Source organism: Patulibacter defluvii (assembly GCF_034096925.1).
Lineage (GTDB): Bacteria > Actinomycetota > Thermoleophilia > Solirubrobacterales > Solirubrobacteraceae > Patulibacter > Patulibacter defluvii.
Genome location: NZ_JAWZSQ010000012.1, coordinates 91,413 through 115,115, shown reverse-complemented (window position 1 = coordinate 115,115; position 23,703 = coordinate 91,413). Strand labels below are relative to the sequence as shown.

26 protein-coding genes are annotated in these 23,703 nt (G+C 74.9%); 6 read left to right on the top strand and 20 right to left on the bottom strand.

The features are described from left to right. Positions 1 to 5: 5 nt before the first annotated feature. From SH587_RS13790 to SH587_RS13735, 12 genes are all read right to left on the bottom strand, one after another. Positions 6 to 608, bottom strand: a complete 603-nt coding sequence (locus SH587_RS13790) for a YdeI/OmpD-associated family protein (RefSeq protein WP_320671209.1) — start codon at positions 606 to 608, stop codon at positions 6 to 8. Positions 609 to 617: 9 nt separating this feature from the next. Then, complete coding sequence (locus SH587_RS13785) at positions 618 to 1,160, bottom strand: GNAT family N-acetyltransferase (protein ID WP_320671208.1); 543 nt, start codon at positions 1,158 to 1,160, stop codon at positions 618 to 620. 70 nt (positions 1,161 to 1,230) lie between these two features. Then, positions 1,231 to 1,806: a hypothetical protein gene (locus tag SH587_RS13780; RefSeq protein WP_320671207.1), complete on the bottom strand. Its 576-nt coding sequence runs from the start codon at positions 1,804 to 1,806 to the stop codon at positions 1,231 to 1,233. An 86-nt stretch (positions 1,807 to 1,892) separates the two neighbouring features. Continuing rightward, positions 1,893 to 2,684, bottom strand: coding sequence for a helix-turn-helix domain-containing protein (locus SH587_RS13775; RefSeq protein ID WP_320671206.1), 792 nt, complete (start codon positions 2,682 to 2,684; stop codon positions 1,893 to 1,895). Between the two features lie 101 nt (positions 2,685 to 2,785). Then, the gene (locus SH587_RS13770) at positions 2,786 to 3,349 is read right to left on the bottom strand and encodes a carboxymuconolactone decarboxylase family protein (RefSeq protein WP_320671205.1); all 564 of its coding nucleotides are present in this window, start codon (positions 3,347 to 3,349) and stop codon (positions 2,786 to 2,788) included. A gap of 93 nt (positions 3,350 to 3,442) precedes the next feature. After that, positions 3,443 to 4,429, bottom strand: coding sequence for an aldo/keto reductase (locus SH587_RS13765; protein WP_320671204.1), 987 nt, complete (start codon positions 4,427 to 4,429; stop codon positions 3,443 to 3,445). Continuing rightward, complete coding sequence (locus SH587_RS13760; protein ID WP_320671203.1) at positions 4,429 to 4,851, bottom strand: MerR family transcriptional regulator; 423 nt, start codon at positions 4,849 to 4,851, stop codon at positions 4,429 to 4,431. Before SH587_RS13760 ends, SH587_RS13765 begins: the two co-directional genes overlap by 1 nt. Before the next feature lie 83 nt (positions 4,852 to 4,934). Continuing rightward, positions 4,935 to 5,255 carry a hypothetical protein gene (locus tag SH587_RS13755; RefSeq protein ID WP_320671202.1) on the bottom strand — a complete coding sequence of 107 codons (321 nt, stop codon included), beginning with the start codon at positions 5,253 to 5,255 and terminating at the stop codon, positions 4,935 to 4,937. Between the two features lie 115 nt (positions 5,256 to 5,370). Beyond that, a complete protein-coding gene (locus tag SH587_RS13750) occupies positions 5,371 to 6,090 on the bottom strand; it encodes a histidine phosphatase family protein (RefSeq protein WP_320671201.1) in 720 nt (239 codons plus the stop codon). Further along, complete coding sequence (locus tag SH587_RS13745; RefSeq protein WP_320671200.1) at positions 6,090 to 7,163, bottom strand: phosphotransferase family protein; 1,074 nt, start codon at positions 7,161 to 7,163, stop codon at positions 6,090 to 6,092. Before SH587_RS13745 ends, SH587_RS13750 begins: the two co-directional genes overlap by 1 nt. Beyond that, a complete protein-coding gene (locus SH587_RS13740) occupies positions 7,160 to 7,966 on the bottom strand; it encodes an SDR family oxidoreductase (RefSeq protein WP_320671199.1) in 807 nt (268 codons plus the stop codon). Before SH587_RS13740 ends, SH587_RS13745 begins: the two co-directional genes overlap by 4 nt. Continuing rightward, positions 7,963 to 9,213: an acyl-CoA dehydrogenase family protein gene (locus SH587_RS13735; RefSeq protein WP_320671198.1), complete on the bottom strand. Its 1,251-nt coding sequence runs from the start codon at positions 9,211 to 9,213 to the stop codon at positions 7,963 to 7,965. Before SH587_RS13735 ends, SH587_RS13740 begins: the two co-directional genes overlap by 4 nt. A gap of 81 nt (positions 9,214 to 9,294) precedes the next feature. Here SH587_RS13735 and thiM point away from each other — a divergent pair, with 81 nt between their 5' ends. Further along, the gene (gene thiM / locus SH587_RS13730) at positions 9,295 to 10,077 is read left to right on the top strand and encodes a hydroxyethylthiazole kinase (protein WP_320671197.1); all 783 of its coding nucleotides are present in this window, start codon (positions 9,295 to 9,297) and stop codon (positions 10,075 to 10,077) included. An 87-nt stretch (positions 10,078 to 10,164) separates the two neighbouring features. Continuing rightward, complete coding sequence (locus SH587_RS13725) at positions 10,165 to 10,608, top strand: hypothetical protein (protein ID WP_320671196.1); 444 nt, start codon at positions 10,165 to 10,167, stop codon at positions 10,606 to 10,608. 29 nt (positions 10,609 to 10,637) lie between these two features. Here the strand turns inward: SH587_RS13725 and SH587_RS13720 are convergent, their stop codons facing one another. The 3 genes from SH587_RS13720 to SH587_RS13710 all read right to left on the bottom strand — a co-directional run bounded on the left by SH587_RS13720 (position 10,638) and on the right by SH587_RS13710 (position 12,972). Further along, the gene (locus tag SH587_RS13720) at positions 10,638 to 11,651 is read right to left on the bottom strand and encodes an iron-siderophore ABC transporter substrate-binding protein (RefSeq protein WP_320671195.1); all 1,014 of its coding nucleotides are present in this window, start codon (positions 11,649 to 11,651) and stop codon (positions 10,638 to 10,640) included. Positions 11,652 to 11,709: 58 nt separating this feature from the next. Beyond that, entirely contained in the window at positions 11,710 to 12,222 is a 513-nt protein-coding gene (locus tag SH587_RS13715) for a hypothetical protein (protein ID WP_320671194.1), read from the bottom strand. Between the two features lie 321 nt (positions 12,223 to 12,543). Further along, positions 12,544 to 12,972 (bottom strand): PPOX class F420-dependent oxidoreductase, encoded by a 429-nt coding sequence (locus SH587_RS13710; RefSeq protein WP_320671193.1) that lies wholly within the window; start codon positions 12,970 to 12,972, stop codon positions 12,544 to 12,546. 84 nt (positions 12,973 to 13,056) lie between these two features. Here SH587_RS13710 and SH587_RS13705 point away from each other — a divergent pair, with 84 nt between their 5' ends. From SH587_RS13705 to SH587_RS13695, 3 genes are read left to right on the top strand one after another with little or no spacing between them, the layout of a single operon-like run. Next, on the top strand, positions 13,057 to 14,619 hold the full coding sequence (locus tag SH587_RS13705) for a flavin-containing monooxygenase (protein ID WP_320671192.1): 1,563 nt from the start codon (positions 13,057 to 13,059) through the stop codon (positions 14,617 to 14,619). A 48-nt stretch (positions 14,620 to 14,667) separates the two neighbouring features. Continuing rightward, complete coding sequence (locus SH587_RS13700) at positions 14,668 to 16,098, top strand: serine protease (RefSeq protein WP_320671191.1); 1,431 nt, start codon at positions 14,668 to 14,670, stop codon at positions 16,096 to 16,098. Between the two features lie 34 nt (positions 16,099 to 16,132). Then, a complete protein-coding gene (locus SH587_RS13695) occupies positions 16,133 to 17,149 on the top strand; it encodes an ATP-dependent DNA ligase (protein ID WP_320671190.1) in 1,017 nt (338 codons plus the stop codon). A gap of 16 nt (positions 17,150 to 17,165) precedes the next feature. Here SH587_RS13695 and SH587_RS13690 read toward each other — a convergent pair whose 3' ends face one another. The 4 genes from SH587_RS13690 to SH587_RS13675 form a co-directional block, all read right to left on the bottom strand. After that, positions 17,166 to 18,110: an HNH endonuclease gene (locus tag SH587_RS13690; protein WP_320671189.1), complete on the bottom strand. Its 945-nt coding sequence runs from the start codon at positions 18,108 to 18,110 to the stop codon at positions 17,166 to 17,168. Positions 18,111 to 18,169: 59 nt separating this feature from the next. Then, positions 18,170 to 18,610: a nitroreductase family deazaflavin-dependent oxidoreductase gene (locus SH587_RS13685; RefSeq protein WP_320671188.1), complete on the bottom strand. Its 441-nt coding sequence runs from the start codon at positions 18,608 to 18,610 to the stop codon at positions 18,170 to 18,172. A gap of 338 nt (positions 18,611 to 18,948) precedes the next feature. Next, the gene (locus tag SH587_RS13680; RefSeq protein ID WP_320671187.1) at positions 18,949 to 20,508 is read right to left on the bottom strand and encodes a flavin-containing monooxygenase; all 1,560 of its coding nucleotides are present in this window, start codon (positions 20,506 to 20,508) and stop codon (positions 18,949 to 18,951) included. Further along, on the bottom strand, positions 20,505 to 21,323 hold the full coding sequence (locus tag SH587_RS13675) for an SDR family NAD(P)-dependent oxidoreductase (RefSeq protein ID WP_320671186.1): 819 nt from the start codon (positions 21,321 to 21,323) through the stop codon (positions 20,505 to 20,507). Before SH587_RS13675 ends, SH587_RS13680 begins: the two co-directional genes overlap by 4 nt. Positions 21,324 to 21,400: 77 nt before the next feature. Between SH587_RS13675 and SH587_RS13670 the strand changes: the two genes are divergently transcribed. After that, the gene (locus SH587_RS13670; protein WP_320671185.1) at positions 21,401 to 22,030 is read left to right on the top strand and encodes a TetR/AcrR family transcriptional regulator; all 630 of its coding nucleotides are present in this window, start codon (positions 21,401 to 21,403) and stop codon (positions 22,028 to 22,030) included. Positions 22,031 to 22,053: 23 nt separating this feature from the next. On the opposite strand, the gene SH587_RS13665 is transcribed toward SH587_RS13670, so the two are convergent. Then, a complete protein-coding gene (locus SH587_RS13665; protein ID WP_320671184.1) occupies positions 22,054 to 23,538 on the bottom strand; it encodes an MFS transporter in 1,485 nt (494 codons plus the stop codon). Positions 23,539 to 23,703 lie beyond the last annotated feature (165 nt).

The following is a 23,703-nucleotide window of genomic DNA, read 5'->3' as shown; positions in this document are numbered from 1 at the left end:
GCGGCTCAGCCGGCGCGGCGCTTGGCCGGCGGGTGGATCGTCTCGCCAGCCGCGCACATCGCGGCGAACTGCTCGATCCGGCGGGCGCGGGTGTCGGCCCGCTTGGCCTCGGCGATCCGGTGCAGGATCGCGTAGCGGTTGCGGCCGTCGAGCGCGGCGAAGAACTCGGCCGCGCCGGGCCGCGCGTCGAGCGCCGCCTGCAGGTCGTCGGGCACGGTCGCCGTCGCCGGCGAGTCGTAGGCGGCCTCCCAGCGGCCGTCGGCCTTCGCCGCCTCGACCGCGCGCAGGCCGGCGGGCCGCATGGTGCCGGCGGCGATCAGCCGCTCGGCGGTCGCACGGTTGATCTTCGACCAGCGGCTGCGGGCGCGGCGGGGCGTGAACCGCTGCTGGTACCAGCGCTCGTCGATCGAGCGCGCCTGGCCGTCGATCCAGCCGTGGGCGAGCGCCACCTCGACCGCCTCCGCCCAGACCACCGAGGGAACGCCGGTGCCCTTCTTGGCGATCTTGATCCAGACCCCGTCGGCGGTCTCCGCGTGCTCGTCGAGCCAGGCGTCCCACTCGGCCGGCGTGGCGAACGGGATCAGCGGCAGGTCGTCGGCGGCGGCCACGGCGCGAGGCTACTGGGCGGCCGGCAGCGGCTGGGCCCAGACGTCGACCAGGCGGTCGATCACCGGGTTGTGGACCTGGCGCTCGACGGTCATCCCCAGCTTCTCCGCCACCCGCTGCGAGCCGCGGTTCTCGGGATGGATGATCGAGATCAGCGCGTCCAGGCCGCAGCGCTCGTGGGCGTCGGCGCGGGCGGCGTGGGCCGCCTCGGTGGCCAGGCCGCGGCCCCAGTGCTCGCGGGCCAGCCGCCAGCCCAGCTCGGGCCGCGCGGCGACCGCCGGCAGGAACGCGGGGAAGGCGATCCCGACGAAGCCCAGGAACGCGCCCTCGCGGCCCGGCTCGCGCGACTCGACCGCCCAGGCGCCGAAGCCGTGGGCGGCCCAGTGGGCCTGGACGGCGGCGTGGAAGCCGGCGACCGTCGCCGCGTCGACCGGCCGGTTCAGGTAGCGGGTCACCTGCGGGTCGCGGTTGATCGCCTGCATCGCCGGCTCGTCCTCGTCCCGCCACGGGCGCAGCAGGGTGCGGGCGGTCCGGAGCTGCAGGCGGTCGGTCACGGCCGGCAAGGCTAGAGCCGCGCCCCGACGCCGCGCGACCACGGTGGCCGCGCGGCGCCCGCGACGGGCGCTAGCGGAGCCCGGGCAGCGGCCGGAAGCCACTGACCTCGGGGGTGTGCTCCCACTCCTCGTCGGACTCGAAGAGCACCATCCAGCCGATCGCCCCGAGCGCGACGAAGACGCCGGCCATGCCGGCGAACGCCATCCACTCGGTGGTGGTGATCGCCGCCGCGGCCAGCAGCGCCGCGCCGAGGACCAGCACCAGCAGCACGGTCGACTGGGCCGCGCGGGCACGGTAGAGACCGAGCGCCAGCACCGCCAGGCCGGCCATGAAGGCCCACGGCAGGACCAGCAGGCCGAGCAGGGCGACCGCCCCGCCCAGGTGCCCGAGCGCCACCTCGCGCTCGCGCAGCATGTGCATCAGGCCCAGCACCGCCGGAACCATCAGCACCAGACCGACGACGAGCGCCATCGACGCGAAGCTCCCCGTGTCCGGGTCGCCGACCTTGCCGATCACGTACGCCCGCTCGGTCGTGCCGATCGCCGACTCGGCGATCATCGCCACGAGCACCGCCAGCGGTGCCGTGATCATGCACCACGCCGCCACCAGGCGACGGAAGTGGTGCGCATTGGACAGACCGTCCATCGAGACCCTCCTTGTTGGTCACGACGTTGTGCCGTCAGATACACCACTTCGTGCCAAGTGTCACGACTTTCGGCACGAATCCGCAACTAGAGTTGCGCCAGCGCGCGGTAGGCCCGCAGCCGCCGGTAGACCGTCGCGCGGCTGATGCCGAGCGCCGCGGCCGCCGCCGTCGGATCGCCGCCGGCCGCGTCGAGCGCGCGCAGGATCGCCTGCCGCTCGAGGTCGTGCAGCCGCGCCCCACCCGACCGGTCCTCGGCCAGCAGGCCGGCGCGCACCGCCGCCTCGACCTCGCGCGCGGCGCGGGCGACCAGCGCCGCCACCGCCGGCGCCTGGTGGACGCGCGAGGGGGTGGTGATGTCGAGCGCCCCCAGCAGCTCGCGGGTCGCCGGGTGGCGGATCGGCGCCGAGCTGCAGCCGTACCCGTGCCAACCGGCGCAGAAGTGCTCCGCGTCGAGCACCACCGCGACCGCGCCGGTGGCGAGCGCCAGCGCCAACCCGTTGGTGCCGGCGGCGTCCTCGCTCCAGACCGCACCGGGAACCATGTTCGCCCGGTCGGTGCGGACGGTCAGCTTGCGGTCGCCGGCCCGCAGCAGCACCGCGCCGGTGGCGTCGGCCAGGACGACGACGCAGCGGGCTCCCCGCAGGTCGTCGGCCAGCCGCCGCGCGACCGCGGTGCCGTGGACGGCGATCAGCTGCTGGCCACGGGTGCCGCGGTCGCGGCGGCCGGCGAGCTCGGCGGCGCGCAGCTCGGGCGGGACGCGGGCGGCGCGGCTGCGCGTCCACGAGGCGAGGATCACCGGCCGCACCGGCAGCGCGGGCCGCTCGCCGCGCTGGAAGCGCTCCCACGCCGCGTGCATCTGCTCCGGTTCGTTCGCCACCGCGCCCTCCGCGCCGATCATCGACCACCGGCCCGCGGCGGGGCAAGCGCGTCGCAGGTTGCGACGCGCGCGCCGACCGCCGGCCCCGGCCGCCGCCCGCCTCAGCCCGCGACCGCCGGGCGGGCGGGACAGGCCGCGGTCAGCAGGTCGGTGATCATCAGGATCCGGCCGATCCCGAGCGCGAGCGCGCAGAGCAGCAGCAGCTCGACGATCTGCTCGTCGTCGAAGTGCTCGCGCAGGGCCGCGAAGTGCTCGTCGCCGATCGCGTGGTGGTTGCCGCCGAAGTCGGTCGCGAACCGCAGCGCGGCGGCCTCGGCGGGGCTGAACGGCTGCTCGTCGCGACGGCCGACGGCGGCGATGTCGTCCTCGCTGATGCCGTCGCGCATCGCGTGCTCGTAGCGGATGTCCAGGCAGAGCGGGCAGCGGGTCTGGTTGGCGATCGCGAACCGGACCAGCTCGGTCAGCCGCGGTCCGAGCCGGTTCCGCAGCCAGACGCCCTCGTAGTAGGGGAACAGCCGCAGCGCCTGCTCGGGCGCCTGGGCCATCATCCGGATCAGCCGGTCCCAGACCGGCTGCCAGTCGGACGACACCAGCGGCATCAGGCCGTCGGCGAAGGCCGCCAGCTCGGGGTTGAGGTCGGTCTCGGGGACCGGGATCACGCGCATCGCGCTCGCTCCTCGTCGGGTGGACGGGAGCGACCGTACGGCCGCGCGAGCGCCCCGCCCGTCGCAATCCGCGACGGGCGGGACGGGGACGGCTCAGGACTCGACGCTCGACATGTCCGGGTAGCGGTCGCCCTGGCCGGCGACGGCGGACAGCGAGGCCAGGTCCTCCGCGTCCAGCGTCACGTCGAGCGCGCCGACGTTCTGCTCCAGGTAGCTGCGGCGCTTGGTGCCGGGGATCGGGACGACGTCCTCGCCCTGGGCCAGCACCCAGGCCAGCGCGACCTGTGCCGCGGTCGCGCCCTTGCGCTCCGCGAGCGCATCGATCTGCTCCACGATCGCGATGTTCGCGCGCAGGTTCTCGCCCTGGAAGCGCGGGTTGTGACGGCGGAAGTCGCCCTCGTCGAGCGCGTCGAGGGTCCGGATCGTGCCGGTCAGGAAGCCGCGGCCGAGCGGGCTGTAGGGCACCAGGCCGATCCCCAGCTCGCGGAGGGTCGGCAGGATCTCCGCCTCGAGGTCGCGGGTCCAGATCGAGTACTCGGTCTGGAGCGCGCTGATCGGGTGGACGGCGTGGGCGCGGCGGATCGTCTCGGCCGAGGCCTCGGACAGGCCCAGGTAGCGGACCTTGCCGGCCTGGACCAGCTCGGCCATCGCCCCGACCGTCTCCTCGATCGGCGTCTTCGGGTCGACGCGGTGCTGGTAGTACAGGTCGACGTGGTCGAGGCCCAGCCGCCGCAGCGACGCGTCGCAGGCCTGGCGCACGTACTCGGGCGAGCCGTCGATCCGGCGCTCGCGCGGGTCGTCGGGGTTGCGGACGTTGCCGAACTTGGTGGCCAGGACGACCTGGTCGCGGCGGTCGGCGATCGCGCGGCCGACCAGCTCCTCGTTGGCGCCGTAGCCGTACATGTCGGCGGTGTCGAGGAAGGTCACCCCCAGCTCGAGCGCGCGGTGGACGGTGGCGATCGACTCGGCCTGGTCGCTCTCGCCGTAGAACTCGGACATGCCCATGCAGCCGAGGCCGAGCCGGGAGACGGTCAGGCCCTGGCGGCCGAGCGGGACGGACGGGACGGTGGTGACGGGCATCAGGCGGCGGTCCTCTGGTCGTTGCCGGCCGCCGCCGAGCGCTCCAGCGAGCACTCGCGGTAGACGGTGATCTTGTGGTCGATGGCCTCCAGGTTCTGCTGCACCTCGCGCAGGCGGTCGAGCACCTGGGCGCGGTGCTCCTCCAGCAGCGCCAGCCGCCGCTCCTCGTTGCCGCGACCGGCGCGGACGAGGTCGGCGTACTGCTTGATCTGCCGGATCGGCATCCCGGTCCGGCGGAGCTTCGTCAGCAGCACGACCCAGCGGACGTCGGCGTCGCTGTAGCGCCGGTGGCTGGAGGGCGCCCGGCCGACCGGCTCGAGCATCAGCCCGGCCCGCTCGTAGTAGCGCAGGGTGTGGGCGGTCAGGCCCGTCTCCCGCGCGGCGTCCGAGATCCCGCGGTCGAGGGCGGCGGTGGTGGCCATGCCTCCAGAGTAGGAGTTGGAGCGCGCTCCAAGTCAAGGACGCCGCAGCGCCAGCTTCCCCCGTTCGGCCGGGCCGGCCACGGCTAGGCCGGATCGAGCCGCCGGCCGCCCTCGGTCGTCCACCAGACGACCGCGCCGACCAGCACGCTGACCACCAGCACCGCCGGCCACGAGCCGATCGCCTTGCCCAGCGGGTGCGATCCGGCGAAGGCGACCAGGTAGACCGCCACCAGGCCGAGCGCGACCGGCAGCCCGCGCTGGCGCATCCAGGCCAGCCCGCACCAGAGCGCGGCCGCGAACAGCACCAGGCCGCCGAGCGGGCGGACGCCGGTCAGGTCGGCGACGGCGAAGCCGACCAGCAGCGAGAGGGCGGCGACGAGCCAGGTCGGCAGCGGGCGGGGCACCGATCCAGGGTAGCTGCCGCCCATCGCCCGTCGCCGGCCCGTCGCCGGCTGCGACATTCCGGTCGGTCAGCGACCGGAACGTCACAGCGGGCGGGGGCGGCGGCCGGCCTCGGCCTCAGCGGGTGGTGCGGTGGGGGCGGCCGGGGCCCTCCAGGTGCGCCTGCTCGTTGAAGCTGATCAGCGAGAGGCCGCGGCGGCCGCTGACGATCGTCGTCACGCCGCTGTTGCCGAGCACCCGGTTGAGCGCCAGCCAGCCGTCGCCGTCGACCCCGAGCAGGCCGGCGCAGACCGCGCTGATCGTGCCCGCGGAGGAGACCACCACCGGCGTCCCCTGCTCGTCGGCGGCCGCGGCGGCGACCGCCTCCAGCGCCGCCCGCGCGCCGGCGGCGAAGGCGAGGAACGAGCCCTGGACGTCGTCGTCCTCGCCGCTGATCCAGCGGGTCAGGGCCGCCTCCAGCAGCGTCTGGAACGCCTCCTGGGGGTTGCGCCGGCGGACCGTGTCGGCGACCAGCGCGGCCCGCCGCCGGGCCAGGTCGGGCAGCCGCGCGACCAGCCCCTCGTGGTCGAACTCGTCCCAGCGGCCGTCGACCCGCCGCAGCGGCGGATCGCCGCCGGCGACCGGGCCGGGCGCGGTCGCGTAGCCGGACAGCAGCTCGTCGGCGGTCTCGCGCTGGCGCCGCAACTCGCCGGTGGTCAGCGAGCCGATCCGCAGCCCGCGCCGCCGCAGGTCGCCGCCGAGCGCCCGGGCCTGGGCGCGGCCGTGGTCGGAGAGCCGGTCGTAGTCGCCGAGCCCGAAGCTGGCCTGGCCGTGGCGGACGAGCAGGATCGCGGGCATCAGCCGGCCTTCCGGATGATCCGCCGGCAGCGCAGATCGAGGTAGCGGACGGCGATCCAGAAGTTGCGGAAGGCCGGGTTGGTGGTCTGGCCGGCGTGGTAGCGGGCGTAGATCTGCTGCACGATCACCGCCAGCCGAAAGAGCCCGAAGACCTCGTAGAAGGTCCAGTCCGGCCGCGCGATCCCCGCCCGCTGGCAGTAGCGGTCGACGACCTCGTCGCGGGTCGGCATCCCCGGCAGGTCGGTCGGCTGGCGCTTCAGCAGCCGCATCCCGCGGCCGTCGCCGGCCTCGATCCAGTACGCCAGCGCGCTGCCGAGGTCCATCAGCGGGTCGCCGAGGGTGGCCATCTCCCAGTCCAGCACCCCGACCACCCGGCCCGGGTCGGAGGGGTCGAGGACCAGGTTGTCGAGCCGGAAGTCGTTGTGGATCACGACCGTCGCGAGGTCGTCGGGACGCCGCTCGTCGAGCCAGCCGATCACCCGCTCGAAGCTCGGCGAGCGCGGGGTGCGGGCCGCCCGGTAGCGGCGCGACCAGCCCTCGACCTGGCGCTCCACGTAGCCGGCGCCACGGCCGAGGTCGCTCAGGCCGGCCGCGGCCACGTCGACCGCGTGCAGCTCGACCAGCGCGTCGATCGCCGCCTCGCCGACCCGCCGTGCGTCGGCCGGGGCCAGCGCCATCCCCTCCGGCAGCCGGCCGCGGACGATCGTCCCCGCCAGCCGCTCCATCACGTAGAAGGGCCGCTCGCCGAGCAGCGCCCGGGCGTCGTCGTCCTCGCCCAGCGCCAGCACCTCGGGCACGTAGCGGTAGCTCGGCTTCAGCCGCTGCTGGATCCGCGCCTCGCGCAGCACGTCGTGGGCGGCGCCCTGGTGGTCGCCCGCCGGCGGCCGCCGCAGGATCAGGTCGCGCGCGGGGTAGCGCAGCAGGTAGGTCAGGTTCGACGCGCCACCGGCGAACTGGCGGACCTCGGGCGGGGCGTCGCCGAGCCCGTCGATCCGCTCGCGCAGCCAACCGTGGAGCGGGGCCGGGTCGAAGCCGTCCTCGGCGCGGACGGCGCCGGCCTCGTCGCCGCTCACCGCGCGCCCTCCAGCCGCGCCAGCAGGCTCGCGGTGCGCTTGCGCGCGACGGCCCGGAAGAGCGGCGGCAGCCAGCGCTTGACCAGGTAGGAGGAGCGGCCGTCGCGGTCGGTCAGGACCAGGAAGCGACCACGGTCGACCGCCGCCACCACCCGCTCGGCGATCGCGTCGGGGGTCACGTCGGAGCCGTCGACGAGCTTGCCCATCAGCCCCCGGATCGCGTCGTCGCCGGTCCGGAAGGTCGCCGTCAGCCCGGTCCGGAAGAAGCTCGGGCAGACGACGGTGGTGCGGATCCCGGCCGGCTCCAGCTCCAGCCGCAGGGTCTCGGAGAGCGACACCACGCCCGCCTTGGCCGCGTTGTACGAGGCGTTCGCCGGCGGGTTGATGAGGCCGGCCAGCGAGGCGACGTTGACGAGGTGGCCGTGGCCCTGGGCCGTCATCAGCGGGACGAACGCCCGGCAGCCGCGGACCACCCCCAGCAGGTCGATGTCGAGCACCCACTGCCAGTCCTCGATCGGCTGGTGGGCGAAGCGGCCGCCGGTGGCGACGCCGGCGTTGTTGACCAGCACGTCGACCCCGCCCCACCGCTCTTCGCACCACGCGCGGACCGCGGCCCACTGCCGGTCGTCGCGGACGTCGTGGGCCAGCCCCGCGGCGCGCTCGCCGACCGCGGCGACGGCCGCCTCCAGCCGCTCGCCGTCGAGGTCGGTCAGCAGCAGCCGGTCGCCGGCGGCGTGGAAGCGGTGCGCCAGCGCCAACCCCAGGCCGGACGCGGCGCCGGTGATCACGACCCGCCGGCTCACGCCCCGGCCCCCTCGGCGGCGGCCTTGTAGGGCGCCAGCTCGAGCCGCGCGACGACGCCGCGGTGGACCTCGTCGGGGCCGTCGGCCAGCCGCAGCGCGCGGGCCATCGTCCAGGCGCCGGCGAGCGGGAAGTCGTTCGAGAGCCCGCCGCCGCCGTGCAGCTGGATCGCCATGTCGATCACCCGCTGAGCCATGTTCGGCACCACGACCTTGATCTGGGACACCGCCCCCAGCGCTCCCTGCAGGCCCTGGGTATCGAGCAGCCAGGCGGCCTGCAGCACCAGCAGCCGCGCCTGGTCGATCGCCATCCGCGCGTCGGCGATCCGCTCGCGGTTGCCGCCGAGGTTGGCCAGCGGCTTGCCGAACGCGGTCCGCGACATCGCCCGCCGGCAGGCGTGCTCGAGCGCCAGCTCGGCCAGCCCGATCAGCCGCATGCAGTGGTGGACGCGCCCCGGTCCCAGCCGCGCCTGGGCGATCCCGAAGGCCCCGCCCGGGGTCCCGATCACCGCGTCGAGCGGCAGCCGCACGTCCTCGAAGGCGACCTCGCCGTGGCCGTGGGGGCCGTCGAGGAAGCCCATCGTCGGCAGCATCCGCTCGACCGTCACCCCGGGCGTGTCGCGCGGCACGCAGACCATCGAGTGCTGGGCGTAGCGGTGGGCCGTCGGGTCGGTCAGGCCCATGAAGATCAGCACGTCGCAGTCGGGGTGGCCGATCCCGGTGCTCCACCACTTGCGGCCGTTGAGCACGATCTCGTCGCCGTCGACGGTCGCCGTGGCCCGCATGTTGGTGGCGTCGGAGGAGGCGACGTCCGGCTCGGTCATGCAGAAGGCCGAGCGGATCTCGCCCCGCAGCAGCGGGTGCAGCCAGCGCTGCTGCTGGGCCTCGCTGCCGAAGTGCAGCAGCACCTCCATGTTGCCGGTGTCCGGGGCGCTGCAGTTGAAGACCTCGGACGCGATCGCCGAGCGGCCCATCCGCTCGGCCAGGATCGCGTAGTCGGCGTTCGGCAGCCCCGGCGAGGTCGGCCCGCCGGGGACCTCGACCGCCTGTGGCAGGAACAGGTTCCAGAGCCCGGCGTCGCGGGCCGCTGCCTGCAGCTCGCCGAGCAGCGGCGGGACGGCGAACTCGCCCTCGCGCTGGGCGACGACCTCGGCCAGGTAGGCGGCCTCGACCGGCTCGATCCGGTCGCGGATGAAGGTGTCGACGCGCGCCAGCAGCTCCTGGGCGCGCGCGGTCGGGGCGAAGTCCATCGGGGCCTCTCGGTCGAACTGGTACCGCACGGTACCAGTGGCTGCCGCGACGCGCGAGGCCCTGCGCGCTAGCGTCGGTCGATGCCCGCCACCGACCGCTCCTGGCCCGATCCGGAGATCGCCGCCGACCTGGCCGCCCTCCGCGCGGCCGCCCCGCTGGTCCACTGCATCACCAACGTGGTGGTCTCGGCCTTCACCGCCAACGCGCTGCTGGCGGCCGGCGCCGCGCCGGCGATGGTCCACGCGCCGGAGGAGGTCGCCGACCTGGTGCCGGCGGCCGGGGCGCTGCTGGTCAACCTGGGGACCGTCACCGCCGAGCAGGCCGAGGCGGCCCGGATCGCCGTCGCCGCCGCCCGCGAGCACGGCGTCCCGTGGGTGCTCGACCCGGTCGCCGTCGGGCCGCTGTCGCTGCGAACCGCGCTCGCCCACGAGCTGCTGGAGCAGCGGCCGACGGCGATCCGCGGCAACCCGTCGGAGATCCTCGCCCTCGCCGGCGCCGGCCGCGGCGGCCGCGGGGTCGACGCCACCGACGGACCGGAGGCGGCGGTCGACGCGGCGCGGGCGCTGGCCGAGCGGACCGGGGCGGCGGTCGCGGTCAGCGGCCCCGTCGACCACGTGGTCGACCGCGAGCGGCTGGTGACGGTCCGCGGCGGCGACGTGCTGCTGACGCGGGTGACCGGCGCCGGCTGCGCGCTCGGGGCGCTGGTGGCGGCGGCCTGCGCGGCGGTGCCCGACCCGCTGCGAGCGGCGGCCTCGGCCTCGGCGCTGCTGGCCGAGGCGGCCGAGCGCGCGGTCAGCGGCGCCCGCGGACCGGGCAGCTTCGCCGTCGGCCTGCTCGACGAGCTCGACGGACTCGGGCGCTGAGCGCTTGGCCAGCGGGCGAACCACGCGCCGTCGATCGTGTCCGCGCGGCCCACGACCGCCGGCCCCGGCGATGGTGGAGTGGGGACCATGATCGACGAGCTGGAGCAGCTGGACCTGATCCGCACCGCCCGCTTCCGCCCCCGCTACGAGCTGCGCGGGTCGAGCGGGGCCGCGATCGGCTCGCTGGCCTGGACCGGCGCCCCCGGCCGCGCCGAGGCCCGGGTCGGCGAGCGGAGCTGGACGCTGCGGCCCGCGACCGGTCGCTCGCGGCTCGAGGCGTGGCGCGACGAGCAGGACCTGGAGCTGCACCTGGACGACGGCGAGATCGTGCTCGCCGAGCGTCCGGCGGCGCCGATGGCCTGGCGCCGCGGCGGGTCCGCGCCCGGGGCCGGGTCGATCAGCGCCGCGCGGCTGCACGCGTCGCTCCGCCCCCACCGGCGGACGGCTCCCGGCTTCGCCGTGACGCTGGCCGGCGACCTGCCCGAGCGCGAGCTGGTGCTGCTGACCGCCGCCTTCGAGCTGCTCCGCTGAGCGGCCCGGGGCGGCGGCCGGCGCCCCGCTCAGCGCGATTTCTTCTTGGCCGCCGCGGCGTCGATCAGCTTCAGCGTGCCGTCGATCGCGTAGGGCAGGCTGAGCACGCTGTTGAAGGCGATCGCGGCGCCGTACTGCGGCTTGTCGTAGTACGGGACCTCGATCACATCGCCGCGCTCGACCACGTCGAGCCGGGTGAAGAGCGACTGGCCGTAGACCTTGGCCCGGTGCTTCTGGTCCATCAGCAGGAACAGGTAGTCGACGTCGAGCAGGTCGAGCCGCTCGGGGCTGATCTCGGTCCCGTAGGACCCCTTCGCCGCCTGGTCGACGCGCGGGGCGCCGCTGAAGCCCAGCTCGCGGAGGAACTGGCCGCGCGGGTCGGTCGAGGCGAAGGCGAAGAACTTGCCGCCCTCGGGGTCGACGAAGACCGCCTGCTTGCCGCGGAACTCCGGGTGCTGCTCGCGGACCTCGGCGAAGCGGGCGTCGATCGCGCGGATCCGCTTCTCGGCCTCGTCGCTGCGACCGAGCGCCTTCGCGATCACCCGGGTCTCGTCGCGCCAGGGCATGGTGTACGGCTTGAAGTCGCCGCTCTGGGCGACGGTCGGCGCGATCCGCGAGAGCTTGCCGTAGGCGGCCTTGTCGAGGTCCTGGTAGACGCCGAGGATCAGGTCGGGCGCGAGGCCGGCGAGCCGCTCGAAGTTGATGTCCATGGAGCTGTCGCTGACGACCTGCGGCGGCGCGCCGCCCCAGTCCTCCCACGGCCACTTGGCGAAGGTGCCCTGCTGGAACCAGTCCATCGCCCCGACCGCCTTGACGCCGAGCGCGAGCGCCGTGTCGTGGTCGCGCAGGCCGACCGCGACCACCCGCTTCGGTGCCGACGGGATCGTCGCCTCGCCGCGGGCGTGCCGGATCGTGACCGGGAAGGCGCCGCTGTCGGCCTTGGCGGCGGGGGCCGCGGTCGACGACGACCCGCCGTCGTCGCCACCGCAGCCGGCGACCGCCGTCGCCAGCAGCAGGAGGGGTAGGAGCAGGACGCGCTTCATAAGGGCACCCTAATCGGAATCGCCCGCGGCGCGCGGCGCGGTCCGGCCCGCGGGCGATCTAGAGCGGGCGCGGCACCAGCTCGAGCGCGCGCGGGCGCATCACCTGGCTGCCCGGGCGCCCGCAGGCGGGGCAGGTGAAGTGGACGAGGAACCAGTGGCCCTCGGGCTCCGCGTCCGGCTCCAGCGCGCGCAGGCAGCTGGGCCAGGCGGGGACCGGCGTCGGGTGGTGCTCGCAGGCGACCGTGACCGGCCAGCGACCGCGCCGCATCGCCCGCCACCAGAGGTCGATCCCGGCGTCCGGGTCGTGGGCCATCCGCCCGGTCATCAGGTCGTAGTGGGGCGCGAAGCCGGTGGCGATCGGCAGCCAGTCCAGCTCCTCGCTCGACATCAGCACCCGGTGCTGGCCGCCGCAACCCTCGCCGCAGCGGTAGGTGACGACGTGGGCCGGGGGCGTTCCGGCGCCCGGCAGCCGCTCGACCCGGCGGAAGGCGGTCAGCCGCACCACCCCGTGCGAGCCGGACTCGCGGCAGACCGCGTCCCAGCCGCCGGCGATCGCGTCGAACTGGTGCATGACTGAGGATATGCGCCTCCGTCGGACGACGTCCAGGGCCGGGGTGGCCGGTCCGCGCACATTCCCGTCCATCCGTCCCGTAAATCTGGTAGACACACGTGTGCTCAGGCGCGTCGTCCGCGCCGCCGTCCCCGACGATCGGAGGTCCAGGCCCGATCCACCAACACCCCCACCGTCCCGCCCCGACGAACCCCACCTCATCACGCGGGACGGTGGACCCGAACTCGGCCCACGTCGCCGCTCCTGCCCTCTCCCGTGGAGCAGCGACGTCGGCGGGCCCCGTCCGGGGGCCGGCCGAGCGCCGCCGGGCCGGCGTGACCGCTAGTCGGCCACGCCGGCCCAGGCGAGGATCCGGTCCGGCCGCAGCCGGACCACCAGCTCGCCCGGGACGCCGTTGCGCGCCCCCATCTCCTCCGCCCGCTCGGGCCCCATGTAGCGGCCGCCGATCGCGGTCGCCCAGCGGCGGACCTCGGCCAGCTCGTCGCCGATCTCCACCCGCCCCTCGACGGTCACGTACGAGAACGGCGGCGCGCCGTCGTCGACGGTGATCACCGCCCGCGGGTCGCGCCGCAGGTTGCGGCCCTTGACCGTCTCGGCCCCGGTGTTGAAGACCAGGTCGTCGCCGTCGACCACGAACCAGATCGGGACCGCGTGCGGACGGCCGTCGGCACGGACGGTGGCGAGGATGCCGGTCCGGGTTCCCGCCGCGAGGAAGGCGCGGCGCTCGTCGGGGTCCATCGGGCGAGCCATGCGACCAAGGCTCGCACAGGCCCGCTGGACAACCGCCCTACTCGTGCGTAACCTACTTCTCAGTAGATCGCCGAGAGGAACCCGATGACCAGCGCCCGCCGTTCTCCCGCCCCCGCCTACCGCGACCCGCTGCCGGCCGAGGTGCGCGTGGCCGTGGTCGGCAGCGGCTTCTCCGGCCTCGGGATCGCGATCGGCCTGCTGGAGGACGGTGAGCGCGACTTCGTGGTCCTCGAACGGGCCGACGACATCGGCGGCACCTGGCGCGACAACACCTACCCCGGCTGTGCCTGCGACGTGCCGTCGCACATGTACTCCTACTCGTTCGCGCCGAACCCGAACTGGAGCCGCAGCTTCGCCAGCCAGGCCGAGATCTGGGACTACCAGCAGGACGTCGTCGCCCGCTTCGGCGTCGCGCCCTACGTCCGCACCGGCGCCGGCGTGCTCGACGCCGCCTGGGAGGACGAGGCCCAGCGGTGGCGGATCGAGACCGCGCGCGGGACCGTGCGGGCGCGGTTCCTGGTCGCCGGCACCGGCCCGCTCTGCGAGCCGAAGTACCCCGAGCTGCCGGGCCTGGAGCGGTTCGAGGGCACGGCCTTCCACTCCGCCCGCTGGGACCACGACCACGACCTGACCGGCGAGCGGGTGGCCGTGATCGGCACCGGCGCGTCGGCGATCCAGTTTGTCCCCCGGATCCAGCCCCAGGTCGAGCGGCTGACGCTCTTCCAGCGGACCCCGCCGTGGATCATGCCCCGCCCCGACCGCCCGATCGGCCCCCGCGAGCGGTTCCTGCTGCGGACCGTCCCGGGACTCCGGCAGCTGCGGCGGCTGGGCATCTACGCCACGCTCGAGAGCCGGGTGCTGATGTTCAACCACGTGCCGGCGCTGCGGCCGCTCGCCCGCCGGATGGCGCTGCGCCACGTTCAGGCCCAGGTCCCCGATCCGGAGCTGCGGGCGAAGGTCACCCCCGACTACGACCTCGGCTGCAAGCGGGTGCTGCTCTCCAACGACTACCTGCCGGCGCTGGGGGCCGCCAACGCCGAGGTCGTCACCAGCGGCGTGCGCGAGGTCCGCGCCCACTCGATCGTCGACGCCGACGGGGTCGAGCACCCGGTCGACACGATCATCTACGGCACCGGCTTCCGCGTCACCGACCAGCCGATCGCCGAGATCGCCCGCGGCCGCGACGGCGTGCGGCTGGCCGACCGCTGGGCCGCCGACGGGATCGGCGCCTACCGCGGCACCACCGTCGCCGGCTTCCCGAACCTGTTCCTGATGGTCGGCCCGAACACCGGCCTCGGCCACAACTCGATCATCTACATGATCGAGTCGCAGATGGCCTACGTCCGCGACGCGCTGCGCCAGGCTCGCGCGCAGGCGATCGGCGCGCTGGCCCCGAAGGCGGCATTGCAGGCGGCCGAGCAGGAGGAGCTGCAGCGGCGGCTGGAGGGCACGGTCTGGAACGCCGGCGGCTGCCGCTCGTGGTACCTGGACGCCGAGGGCCGCAACAGCACGCTGTGGCCCGACTTCACCTTCCTCTACCGGCGCCGGACGGCCCGCTTCGCCCTGGCCGACTACGAGCTGGAGCGGGAGCGCCCGGCCCCGGTCGCCCCGGTCGCCGCGCCCGCGGCGGAGCCGGTCGCGGTCTGAGCGGGAGAGTTCTCCCGCGGCGCGCGCTCGCCGTGGCAAGCTGATCCGGTGGGGGTCACCGGTACGACAGCGAGCGCGGCGGCGGGCACCGCCGGAGGACCAGGGCGACGGAGGTCGGCACTGCTCGCCGCGCTGCTGGCGACGGCGCTGGCCGCCGCCCTGCCGGCGGGTGCGTCGGCCGAGGGCCGGGCGCAGCCGCGGATCGTCGGCGGCGGGCCGATCGGGATCGCCGCGGCGCCGTTCCAGGTGGCGCTCTGGAACCCGACCACGCTCGAGCCGAACAGCCAGCCCTCGCCGGCGATCGGCCAGTTCTGCGGCGGCACGATCGTGGCGCCGACCAAGGTCGTCACCGCCGGCCACTGCGTCTTCGACCAGCAGACCGGGAAGCTGCAGCAGCCGGACAAGATCCGGGTCCTGGCCGGGACCGCCCGCCTGCGCCGGGCGACCGATCCGGTCTACGGGGCGGGGGTCGCCGACGTCGCGGTGGCCTCGATCACCCCCAACCCGGGTTACGCGGCGGGCAGCGAGGACGGCGACGCGGCGGTGCTGACGCTGGCGACGCCGCTCTACTCCGGCACCCCGGCGGTCGACGGCACGACGGCGATCGCGCCGCTGCGTCCGATCGCGCCGGCCGAGGCGGCGACGGCGACGGCCGACGGGGCGGCGGTCCGGGTCAGCGGCTGGGGCGACCGCAACGCCCAGCCGGTGATCGGCAGCGGCGCGCACGACTATCCGCTCGACCTCCACGCGGTCGAGCTCCACGTCCAGCCGTTCGAGGCCTGCCGCAGCAACTACCTGGTCGGGACGCTGTTCCAGGTCTGGCTGAGCGAGCGGATGCTGTGCGCCGGCGAGCCGGCCGGCGGCCGCGACTCGTGCGCGGGCGACAGCGGCGGCCCGCTGACCGCGACGGCGGCGGGCGTGCCGGTGCTGGCCGGGATCGTCAGCTTCGGCGCCGGCTGCGCGCAGCCGAACCTGCCGGGCATTTACACCCGGGTGGCCGACGCCGGGGTCGGGGCCTTCGTGCGCTCCGCGGCGGGTCTGCCCGACCCGCCGCCGGTGACGCCGCCGGTGACGGTCCCGACGACGCCGAACCCGCCGCCGCCACCGCCGGTGGTGCCGCCGATCACCGCCGACACGGCCCGGCCGACGACCCGGATCGCCGGCCGCCGCTGCGACCGCCGCCGCTGCGTGCTGACGCTGACGGTGGGTGACCCGTCGCCGTCGTCGGGGATCCGGCGGGTGCGGGGCACGCTCCGCTGGACCACCCGCAGCCGCTGCCGGCAGGGCGGCCGGACGACGACCTGCCCAACGGCGCACCGGCGGACGATCCGGGCGACGGTGATCGGCGGCTCGCGCTGGTCGCTGCGGACCCCGACGCTGGGGCGCCGGACGTACCGGCTGAGCATCGCCGCGCGCGACAAGGCCGGCCACGAGCAGCGACCGGCGACGACCACCGCGGTCCGGCCGGCGCTCCGCTGACCGGTCGGCCGGACCCGGCGCTACGCTCGCGTCCGTGAGCCTGCCGCTGTCCCCGCCCCTCGCGCCCCAGCTCGCCCGCGGTCGCGACGCCCTGCCCGAGGGCGAGAACTGGTCGTACGAGCCGAAGTGGGACGGCTTCCGCGCGATCGCCTTCGTCGACGGCGAGGCGCTGACGCTGCTCTCGCGCGGGGGCAAGGAGCTGGAGCGCTACTTCCCGGAGCTGGTGTTCCCGGCCGGCCGCTACGTGCTCGACGGCGAGATCGTGATCGACGCGACCTCGATCGAGCAGGGCGGGGGAACGGGTTTGGAGGGCGACCGCAGCCGCGATCCCCAGGACTTCAACGCGCTCTCGCAGCGGATCCACCCGGCGGCGTCGCGGATCGAGCGGCTGTCGGGCGAGATCCCGGCCCGCTTCATCGCCTTCGACCTGCTGGCGCGCGAGGACGAGGTGCTGCTGGAGACCCCGTACGGCGAGCGGCGGGCCGCGCTCGAGGCGTTGATCGGGGGCGAGAACGGCGTCGACTTCGGCGGCTCGATCGTCCACCTGACGCCGTCGGTGCGGACGCCGGCGGAGGCCGAGCCGTGGCTGCGGACCACCGAGGGCGTGATCGCCAAGGAGCTGGACGCGCCCTACCTGCCCGGCGCGCGCAAGGGGATGGTGAAGATCAAGCGCCTGCGCACGATCGACGCCGTCGCCGTCGGCTGGCGGCCCGGCAAGGAGGAGGGCACGGTCGGCTCCCTGATCCTCGGCCTGTACACCCCCGAGGGCGACCTCCGCGTGGTCGGCCACACCTCCGGCTTCAAGGCGGCCGAGAAGCGCTCCCTGGTCGCCAAGCTCGAGCCCTACGCATCGGGCGAGAGCGGCAGCGCCGACCCCAGCCGCTGGCGCAACGACAAGGACCTGGCCTGGGTCGGCCTGCGGCCCGAGCTGGTGATCGAGGTCAGCTTCGACCAGGTCTCGGCCGGCCGGATCCGCCACGGGGCGAAGGTGCTGCGGTGGCGCGAGGACAAGGCGCCGAAGGAGTGCTTGGTGGAGCAGTTGGAGGGGTGAGGGGGGCTCGGCCCGGCTACGCCGCGGCCCGAAAGGCCTCGTAGCGGGCTTCGAGCCGATCCGGATCGGGGCGATCGGCGCGCCGGCGCGGCTGCGTGATCGCCTCGTTGTGGAACCCCTGCAGGCCGGTGCGGAGCATCGGTCCGTCGACCTCGTGCAGCAGCCGCGTGGCGATGTGGACGACGCCGCGGGGATCGATGCCCATCACGTTGCGGTCGTAGGCCAGGTGATGGATCGCGCACAGGGCGATGCCGTTGACGACCGCCGCCGCCCCGCGTGGGTCGGCGTCCTCGATGATGTGCGCTGCCTGCACGAGCGACGCCTCGCGCAGCGCGCAGACCGCGCAGCGTCCGCCGTAGGCCCGCATCACCTCGACCCGGAAGCGATGCTGGTGGAGTCGCACGCGCGCTTCGATCGTCGCGTAGCGGCGCAGCTCGGCGCTCGACTGCAAGCCGGCCGTGGTGATGTCGGACAGCGGCATCGCCGCCTCCAGCGTCACCACGCGGCGGTCGGGGTGGTCAGCCGTGACGAACGTCGGTGCGACCGGCGTGTACTGCCCAGGGGCCATCCCGTGGAAGTGGATGACCGGGACCCCGAGTTCCTTGGCGGCGAGCAGGGCGCGATTGTCGGCCTCGGCCATCAGGCGCGCCTGCGCCGTGTCGGACGTGGCCGTTCGGTAGTGGTAGACGAAGGTCTTGGTCGCTTCGTCAAACCCGTCGTCGTAGGGTGCCCGGCCGCCGACCTTCGGCGCCGCGGTGACGAGGGTCAGCGCCGCCGGACCATGCATCTGCCGCGGCCGGTAGATGCCGCTGTAGAACGACCCGAACGAGATCCGTTGACCGCGGAACGCGAATCCCTCACGCAACGCGGCGACCGGGATCAGGTCGTCGTACCGCCGCGACAGCTCGCGAACCCGCTCGAGAGCGGCCCGGCGCAGCTCGACATCGTGATCGTCCGGCACGTCGGGAGACTAGTCGTCGCGGCCTCCGGCAGCCAGCGGCGTGTCCTGTCTCGAAGCCCTCACCCCACCGGCGTCAACACCACCACCGGGATCTGGCGCTCGGTCTTCGCCTGGTACTTGTCGTAGGTGCCGTGGTTGGCGCGGTTTGCCTCTGCCCAGAAGCGGTCGAAGTCGGGCTCGCCGCGGCGGACCTCGTGGGCCTCGACCGGGGTCCGGCGGCGGCCGACCTGGACCTCGGCCCGCGGCTGGGCACGGAGGTTGTGGAGCCAGGCCGAGTGGCGGGGCGCGCCGCCGTTGGAGGGCACGACGATCCAGCGGTCGCCGTCCTTGGCGTAGACCAGGGCATTGGTGCGGGTGGCGCCGCTCTTGGCCCCGGTGGTCCGCAGCAGCAGCGTCGGCATCCCCATGAAGAGCCGGTGGCCGAGCAGGCCCCCGCTCCGCTGGTAGATCGCCTGGTGGGTCCTGAGCGCGGTCAGGAAGGCGGAGCGGGCGAGCGACATGACGCCAATCCTACCCCAGGTAGCACGCCGTCGGACGGGGTCAGAGGGAGGATCGCCACCGACGGGCCGCGGGCGAATCGCCGTCTCGCCTCGCCGGGGTTCGGCGAGGTCGCGTTCGTGCGTCGCCGGGACGTCGAATCGTCGTCTCGCTCGGCCGCGGCCGGTGAGACGACGATCGTGCGTCGACGGACGTCGAATCGCGGTCTCGCCCGGCCGTGGTCGACGAGACCGCGTTCGGGCGTCGCCGGGACGTCGAATCGCGGGCTCGCGCCGGCCGCGGGCGGCGAGACGGCGATCAGGGCGTCGCCGCGTCGCCCCGCCCCGTCCCACCCCGCGGTTCACTCGACGGCGGTCAGCGCCGCGGCCGGCGTCCGCGTCCCCTCGAAGGCGTAGTCCTCCAACGGGAAATGGTGGCTGCGCCAGCGCGCCTCCAGCACCGTCGACGGCCGGATGTACGGCACGTCGCCCTGGGAGTTGACGTAGTAGGTCCGGACCCCGCCGTTCAGCTCGCCGAAGTAGTGGGCGATGTTGCGGCCGCGGCGCCGGATCCGCCGGTGGTAGGCCTGATGCGCGTGCGGCCGGACCTCGACCAGGTCGGCACCGCGCTCGCGGGCCGCCGTGATCGCCCGCACCGCGTGACCGGCCGCGACCTCGACCAGTACGTGCCAGCCGGTGCCGGTCCACGAGTAGGGCCCGACCAGCATCCAGCGGTTCGGCAGCCCCGGCACGCTGACGCTCTCGTAGGCCTGCAGCCCCTCGTGGGCGAAGAAGTCGCCGAGGTCGAAGCCGTCGCGCCCGACCACCTGTCCCGGCCGGTAGCTCTCCGGGTCGGAGAACAGCTCGTAGCCGGTCGCCAGCACCAGCAGGTCGACCGGCCGCTCGACCCCGTCGGCGGTCCGGATCCCGTCGCGGGTGATCCGCTCGATCGGCGTCGTGATCAGGTCGACGTCGTCGCGGTTGAAGGCCCGCAGGAACGTGTTGGAGAGCGTCGGCCGCTTGGTCAGCGGCCCGAACTCCGGCGTCAGCGCCGCGCGGTCCCGCGGGTCCTCGACCCGCGCCCGCAGGTAGGCCCGGTAGGCGGCCTTGGCCCCGCGATCGAAGCCGGAGAGCAACGGCCGCGCGACCACCGGCGGCGTCGAGACCAGGAACCGCAGCGCCGCCTCGACCCCCAGCAGCCCGACCCCGTGCAGGCCCGCCGCGACCCCGGGCACGGCCAGCGCCCGCTGGACGGCCGGCGGGATCGCCGCGTCCGGCTTCGGCAGGCACCAGACCGGCGTCCGCTGGTAGACGTCGAGGTGCGCGACCTCGGGCGCGATCGACGGCACGATCTGGACCGCGCTGGCCCCGGTGCCGATCACCGCCACCCGCCGCCCGCGGTGGTCGTGACGCTCGTCCCAGGCGTCGGGCCGCTGGACCACGCCCGCGAAGTCCTCCAGGCCCGGGATCCCCGGATCCTCCTTCGCGCGCAGGAACGCCCCGACCGCGGTGATCACGAAGCGGCTGGTGACGGTGCGGCCGTCGGCCAGCTCCAGCCGCCAGTGGCGCCCCTGCTCCTGCCACCGCTCGCCGACGACCTCGCAGCCGAAGCGGACGTGCGGCAGGACCCCGAACCGCTCGGCCACGTCGCGGTGGTACGCCTGGACCTCGGCGCCCTTGGCGAAGATCCGGCTCCAGTTCGGATTGCGGGCGAACGAGTACTGGTAGGCGAGCGACGGGATGTCGACGCCGATCCCCGGGTAGCGGTTGTCGCGCCAGCTGCCGCCGACGTCGTCGGCCCGTTCCAACAGCACGAAGTCGTCGATCCCGGCCTGCAGCAGCCGGACCGCGACGCCGATCCCGCCCGGGCCGGCGCCGATCACCACCACCTCGTGGTCGGGACGCTCGGGCACCGTGCTCACCGCCCCTCGGCGGCCAGCATCCGCCGGACCGTGCCGCGGATCACCGGCAGCCCGGCCTTGCGCGGCACGTAGCGGCCCAGCGGCGCCAGCAGCGCCCGGTTGGCCAGGCCCGGGACCACCGTCCGCCGGCCCTTGACCATCCCCTCGATCCCGCAGGCGGCGACGAACGCGGGCTGGGCCCAGAGCGCGCCCGGCACCCAGCGCGCCGCCCGCTGGCCGTTGTCGGTGTCGATCAGGTGGGTGTCGGTGGCGCCCGGGCAGAGCGAGGTGCAGGAGACGCCGCTGCCGCGCAGCTCGGCGTGCAGCGCCTCGGAGAGCGTGTGGACGAAGGCCTTCGAGGCGGCGTAGGTGGCCAGGCCCGGCAGCGGCTGGTTGGCGGCCAGCGAGGCGGTGTTGAGGATCGCGCCCTCGCCACGGCGGACCATCAGCGGGGCGAGCGCCAGCGCCAGGTGGTGGACGGCGACCGCGTTGACGGCGACCTGGGCCCGGTCGGCGTCGAGCGGGATCTCGAGCGCGGCCCCGACGAGCATGATCCCGGCGTTGTTGCAGAGCCCGACCAGCGCCCGCTCGTCCTGCTGCACCCGGGCGATCAGGCGGTCGCGCTGGGCGGCGACGGTCAGGTCGCAGACGGCGGCCTCGACGCGAACCGGGCCGTCCAGCTCGGCGGCCAGGGCCTCGACGGCGGCCGCCTGGCGGTCGACGAGCAACAGGCCGTGGCCGCGGCCGGCGAGCTGGCGCGCCAGCTGCTCGCCGATGCCGGAGGCGGCACCGGTGACGAGCACCATCGTGCCGGCGGAGGGGGCGGGGAGGCTCATGCTGCGGAACCGTACCACCGTTCCGGAATGGCGTGTCACTTCTTGAATCCATCGTCACGACGGCTATCATCGACGCGATGGCACCGACCACCCGAACGCGCGCGGAACGGCTGCGCCAGGAGCTGCGGGAGGAGATCGTCGACGCCGCCTTCGCCGAGTTCTCGCAGCGCGGCTACCACGACACCGGCATCGCCCACATCGCCCAGCGACTGGGGATCGGGCACGGCACCTTCTACCGCCACTTCAAGAACAAGCGCGACATCCTCGACCACGTCGTCGACCGCCTGATGGCGCGGATCATGCAGGCGCTGGCGGCCGAGAACGCGCCCGACGCGGTCGACACGCTGGAGGACTACGTCGCTCAGTGCCGGCGGATCGGCGACGCGCTGAACGAGATCTTCGCCGCCGACCCGCGGGTGGCCCGGATGCTGCTGCTGGAGGCGACCTCGATCGACGAGGCGCTGACCGAGCGGGTGCTGGGCCTGTTCGACACCGCCGCCACGCTGACCGCCGCCTACTTCGCCCACGGACGCGAGCTGGGCTACCTGCGCGCCGACCTCGACGACGAGGGGACGGCGCAGGCGGTGGTCGGGGTGATCCTGGCCAACCTGATCCAGGGCCTGAAGGCGCCCGACGACCGCGAGGCCCAGCGGCGGACGGCCGAGGCCGGGCTGCGGCTGATGTTCGACGGCATCGCCCGCCGCTGACACCGCGCCCGGCCGCGCCGGCCCTAGCCGGCGACCTCGGCGTCGGCGATCGGTGCCCGCTCGGCCGCCGGCGGCCGGGTCGCGAACGCCATCACCGCCAGCGCCAGCGTCAGGAAGACCGCCGAGCCGGCCAGCGCCGTCGCCACCGACTCGGACAGCTCGTGGCGGGCCTCGGCGAGGGCGCCGGCGACCGGGTGCTCGGCCGCCCGCCGCCCGGCCGCGGCGAAGACCGTCACCAGGATCCCGACCCCGAGCGAGGCACCCATCTGCTGGGCCGCGTTCAGCAGCCCCGACGCCGCCCCCGCGTCGCGCGCGGCGACGCCCTTCAGGCCGGCGACGGTCAGCGGGCCGAACGCCATCCCGGTGCCGGTCCCGAACAGCAGCATCGCGACCACGATCTGGGGGAAGTAGGCCGTCTCGGGCGAGACCCGGCTGAGCCACGCGATCCCGGCCAGCGCCCCGGCCAGGCCGACCAGCAGCACCGGGCGGTCGCCCCAGCGCGCGGTCAGCGCCGGCGCCACCCGGCCCATCGCGAACATCGCGACCGTCATCGGCAGGAACGCCAGCCCGGCCTCGAGCGCGCTGAAGCCGAGCACGCCCTGGAGGAACTGGGTCAGGAAGAAGAAGGTCGAGAAGTTGCCGCCGACCACCAGCACCCGGGCCAGGTAGGCGCCCGAGCGCTCGCGGTCAGCGAACAGCCGCAGCGGCGTGATCGGCTGCGGCACGCGGGCCTCGGTGCGGACGAAGACGGCCAGCAGCGTCACGCCGAGGGCGAAGGCGAGGACGGTGCCGGGATCGCCCCAGCCCTGCTCGGCGGCGCGCACGAAGCCGTAGACCAGCGTGCTCATGCCGAGGGTCGAGGTGACGGCGCCGGCCAGGTCGAAGCGGCCGGGATGGCGCTCGGTCTCCGGCAGCACCCGCGGCGCGAGCACGATCAGCAGCAGCCCCAGCGGGACGTTCATGAACAGCCCCCAGCGCCACGAGATCGCGCTGGTCAGGAGCCCGCCGACCACCAGCCCGACGCTGCCGCCGGCCGAGGCGACCGCGGCGTACCAGGAGATCGCGCGGGTCCGCTCGGGTCCCTCGCGGAAGGTGGTGGTCAGCAGCGCCAGCGTCGAGGGCGCGGCGATCGCCGCCCCGACGCCCTGGATCGCGCGGGCGACCAGCAGCGCGGTCGGCGACTGCGCCAGCCCGCCGGCCAGCGAGGCGAGGGTGAAGAGGGCGATGCCGGCGACGAAGACCCGCCGCCGGCCGAGGATGTCGCCGGCGCGGGCGCCGAGCAGCAGCAGGCCGCCGAAGGTCAGGGCGTAGGCGTTCTGGACCCACGAGAGGCCGGTGTCGGAGAAGCCGAGCGCGGAGCGGATGTCGGGCAGGGCGGTGATGATCACCGTCACGTCGAGCACCAGCATCAGCTGGCAGGCGAGGATCAGGGCCAGCACCAGCGAGCGGTTGGGCGCACCGGCGTCGGCCCGGGCGCGCGGCGCGCGCGGGCGAGCGATCGAGGGCATCGAGCGGGTCCTTCGGGAAGAGGGCAGCGGGAGGGCGACGCGGCGCGGGCCGCGTTTCGCGTGGCGCGAGCGGCCCCACGGAGGGCGGTCGCCGCGCTAAAGTGGAGACGGTCCCCGGATCAACCGGAGAGCATCCCCGCTTCTTTCCGACAGAATACGGAGAGA

Coding starts and splice junctions, on each gene's coding strand:
- SH587_RS13780 (WP_320671207.1), bottom strand. CDS start 1,806: ATGGACGGTCTGTCCAATGCGCACCACTTCCGTCGCCTGGTGGCGGCG.
- SH587_RS13770 (WP_320671205.1), bottom strand. CDS start 3,349: ATGCGCGTGATCCCGGTCCCCGAGACCGACCTCAACCCCGAGCTGGCG.
- SH587_RS13765 (WP_320671204.1), bottom strand. CDS start 4,429: ATGCCCGTCACCACCGTCCCGTCCGTCCCGCTCGGCCGCCAGGGCCTG.
- SH587_RS13760 (WP_320671203.1), bottom strand. CDS start 4,851: ATGGCCACCACCGCCGCCCTCGACCGCGGGATCTCGGACGCCGCGCGG.
- SH587_RS13750 (WP_320671201.1), bottom strand. CDS start 6,090: ATGCCCGCGATCCTGCTCGTCCGCCACGGCCAGGCCAGCTTCGGGCTC.
- SH587_RS13735 (WP_320671198.1), bottom strand. CDS start 9,213: ATGGACTTCGCCCCGACCGCGCGCGCCCAGGAGCTGCTGGCGCGCGTC.
- thiM (WP_320671197.1), top strand. CDS start 9,295: ATGCCCGCCACCGACCGCTCCTGGCCCGATCCGGAGATCGCCGCCGAC.
- SH587_RS13725 (WP_320671196.1), top strand. CDS start 10,165: ATGATCGACGAGCTGGAGCAGCTGGACCTGATCCGCACCGCCCGCTTC.
- SH587_RS13720 (WP_320671195.1), bottom strand. CDS start 11,651: ATGAAGCGCGTCCTGCTCCTACCCCTCCTGCTGCTGGCGACGGCGGTC.
- SH587_RS13715 (WP_320671194.1), bottom strand. CDS start 12,222: ATGCACCAGTTCGACGCGATCGCCGGCGGCTGGGACGCGGTCTGCCGC.
- SH587_RS13710 (WP_320671193.1), bottom strand. CDS start 12,972: ATGGCTCGCCCGATGGACCCCGACGAGCGCCGCGCCTTCCTCGCGGCG.
- SH587_RS13705 (WP_320671192.1), top strand. CDS start 13,057: ATGACCAGCGCCCGCCGTTCTCCCGCCCCCGCCTACCGCGACCCGCTG.
- SH587_RS13685 (WP_320671188.1), bottom strand. CDS start 18,610: ATGTCGCTCGCCCGCTCCGCCTTCCTGACCGCGCTCAGGACCCACCAG.
- SH587_RS13675 (WP_320671186.1), bottom strand. CDS start 21,323: ATGAGCCTCCCCGCCCCCTCCGCCGGCACGATGGTGCTCGTCACCGGT.
- SH587_RS13670 (WP_320671185.1), top strand. CDS start 21,401: ATGGCACCGACCACCCGAACGCGCGCGGAACGGCTGCGCCAGGAGCTG.
- SH587_RS13665 (WP_320671184.1), bottom strand. CDS start 23,538: ATGCCCTCGATCGCTCGCCCGCGCGCGCCGCGCGCCCGGGCCGACGCC.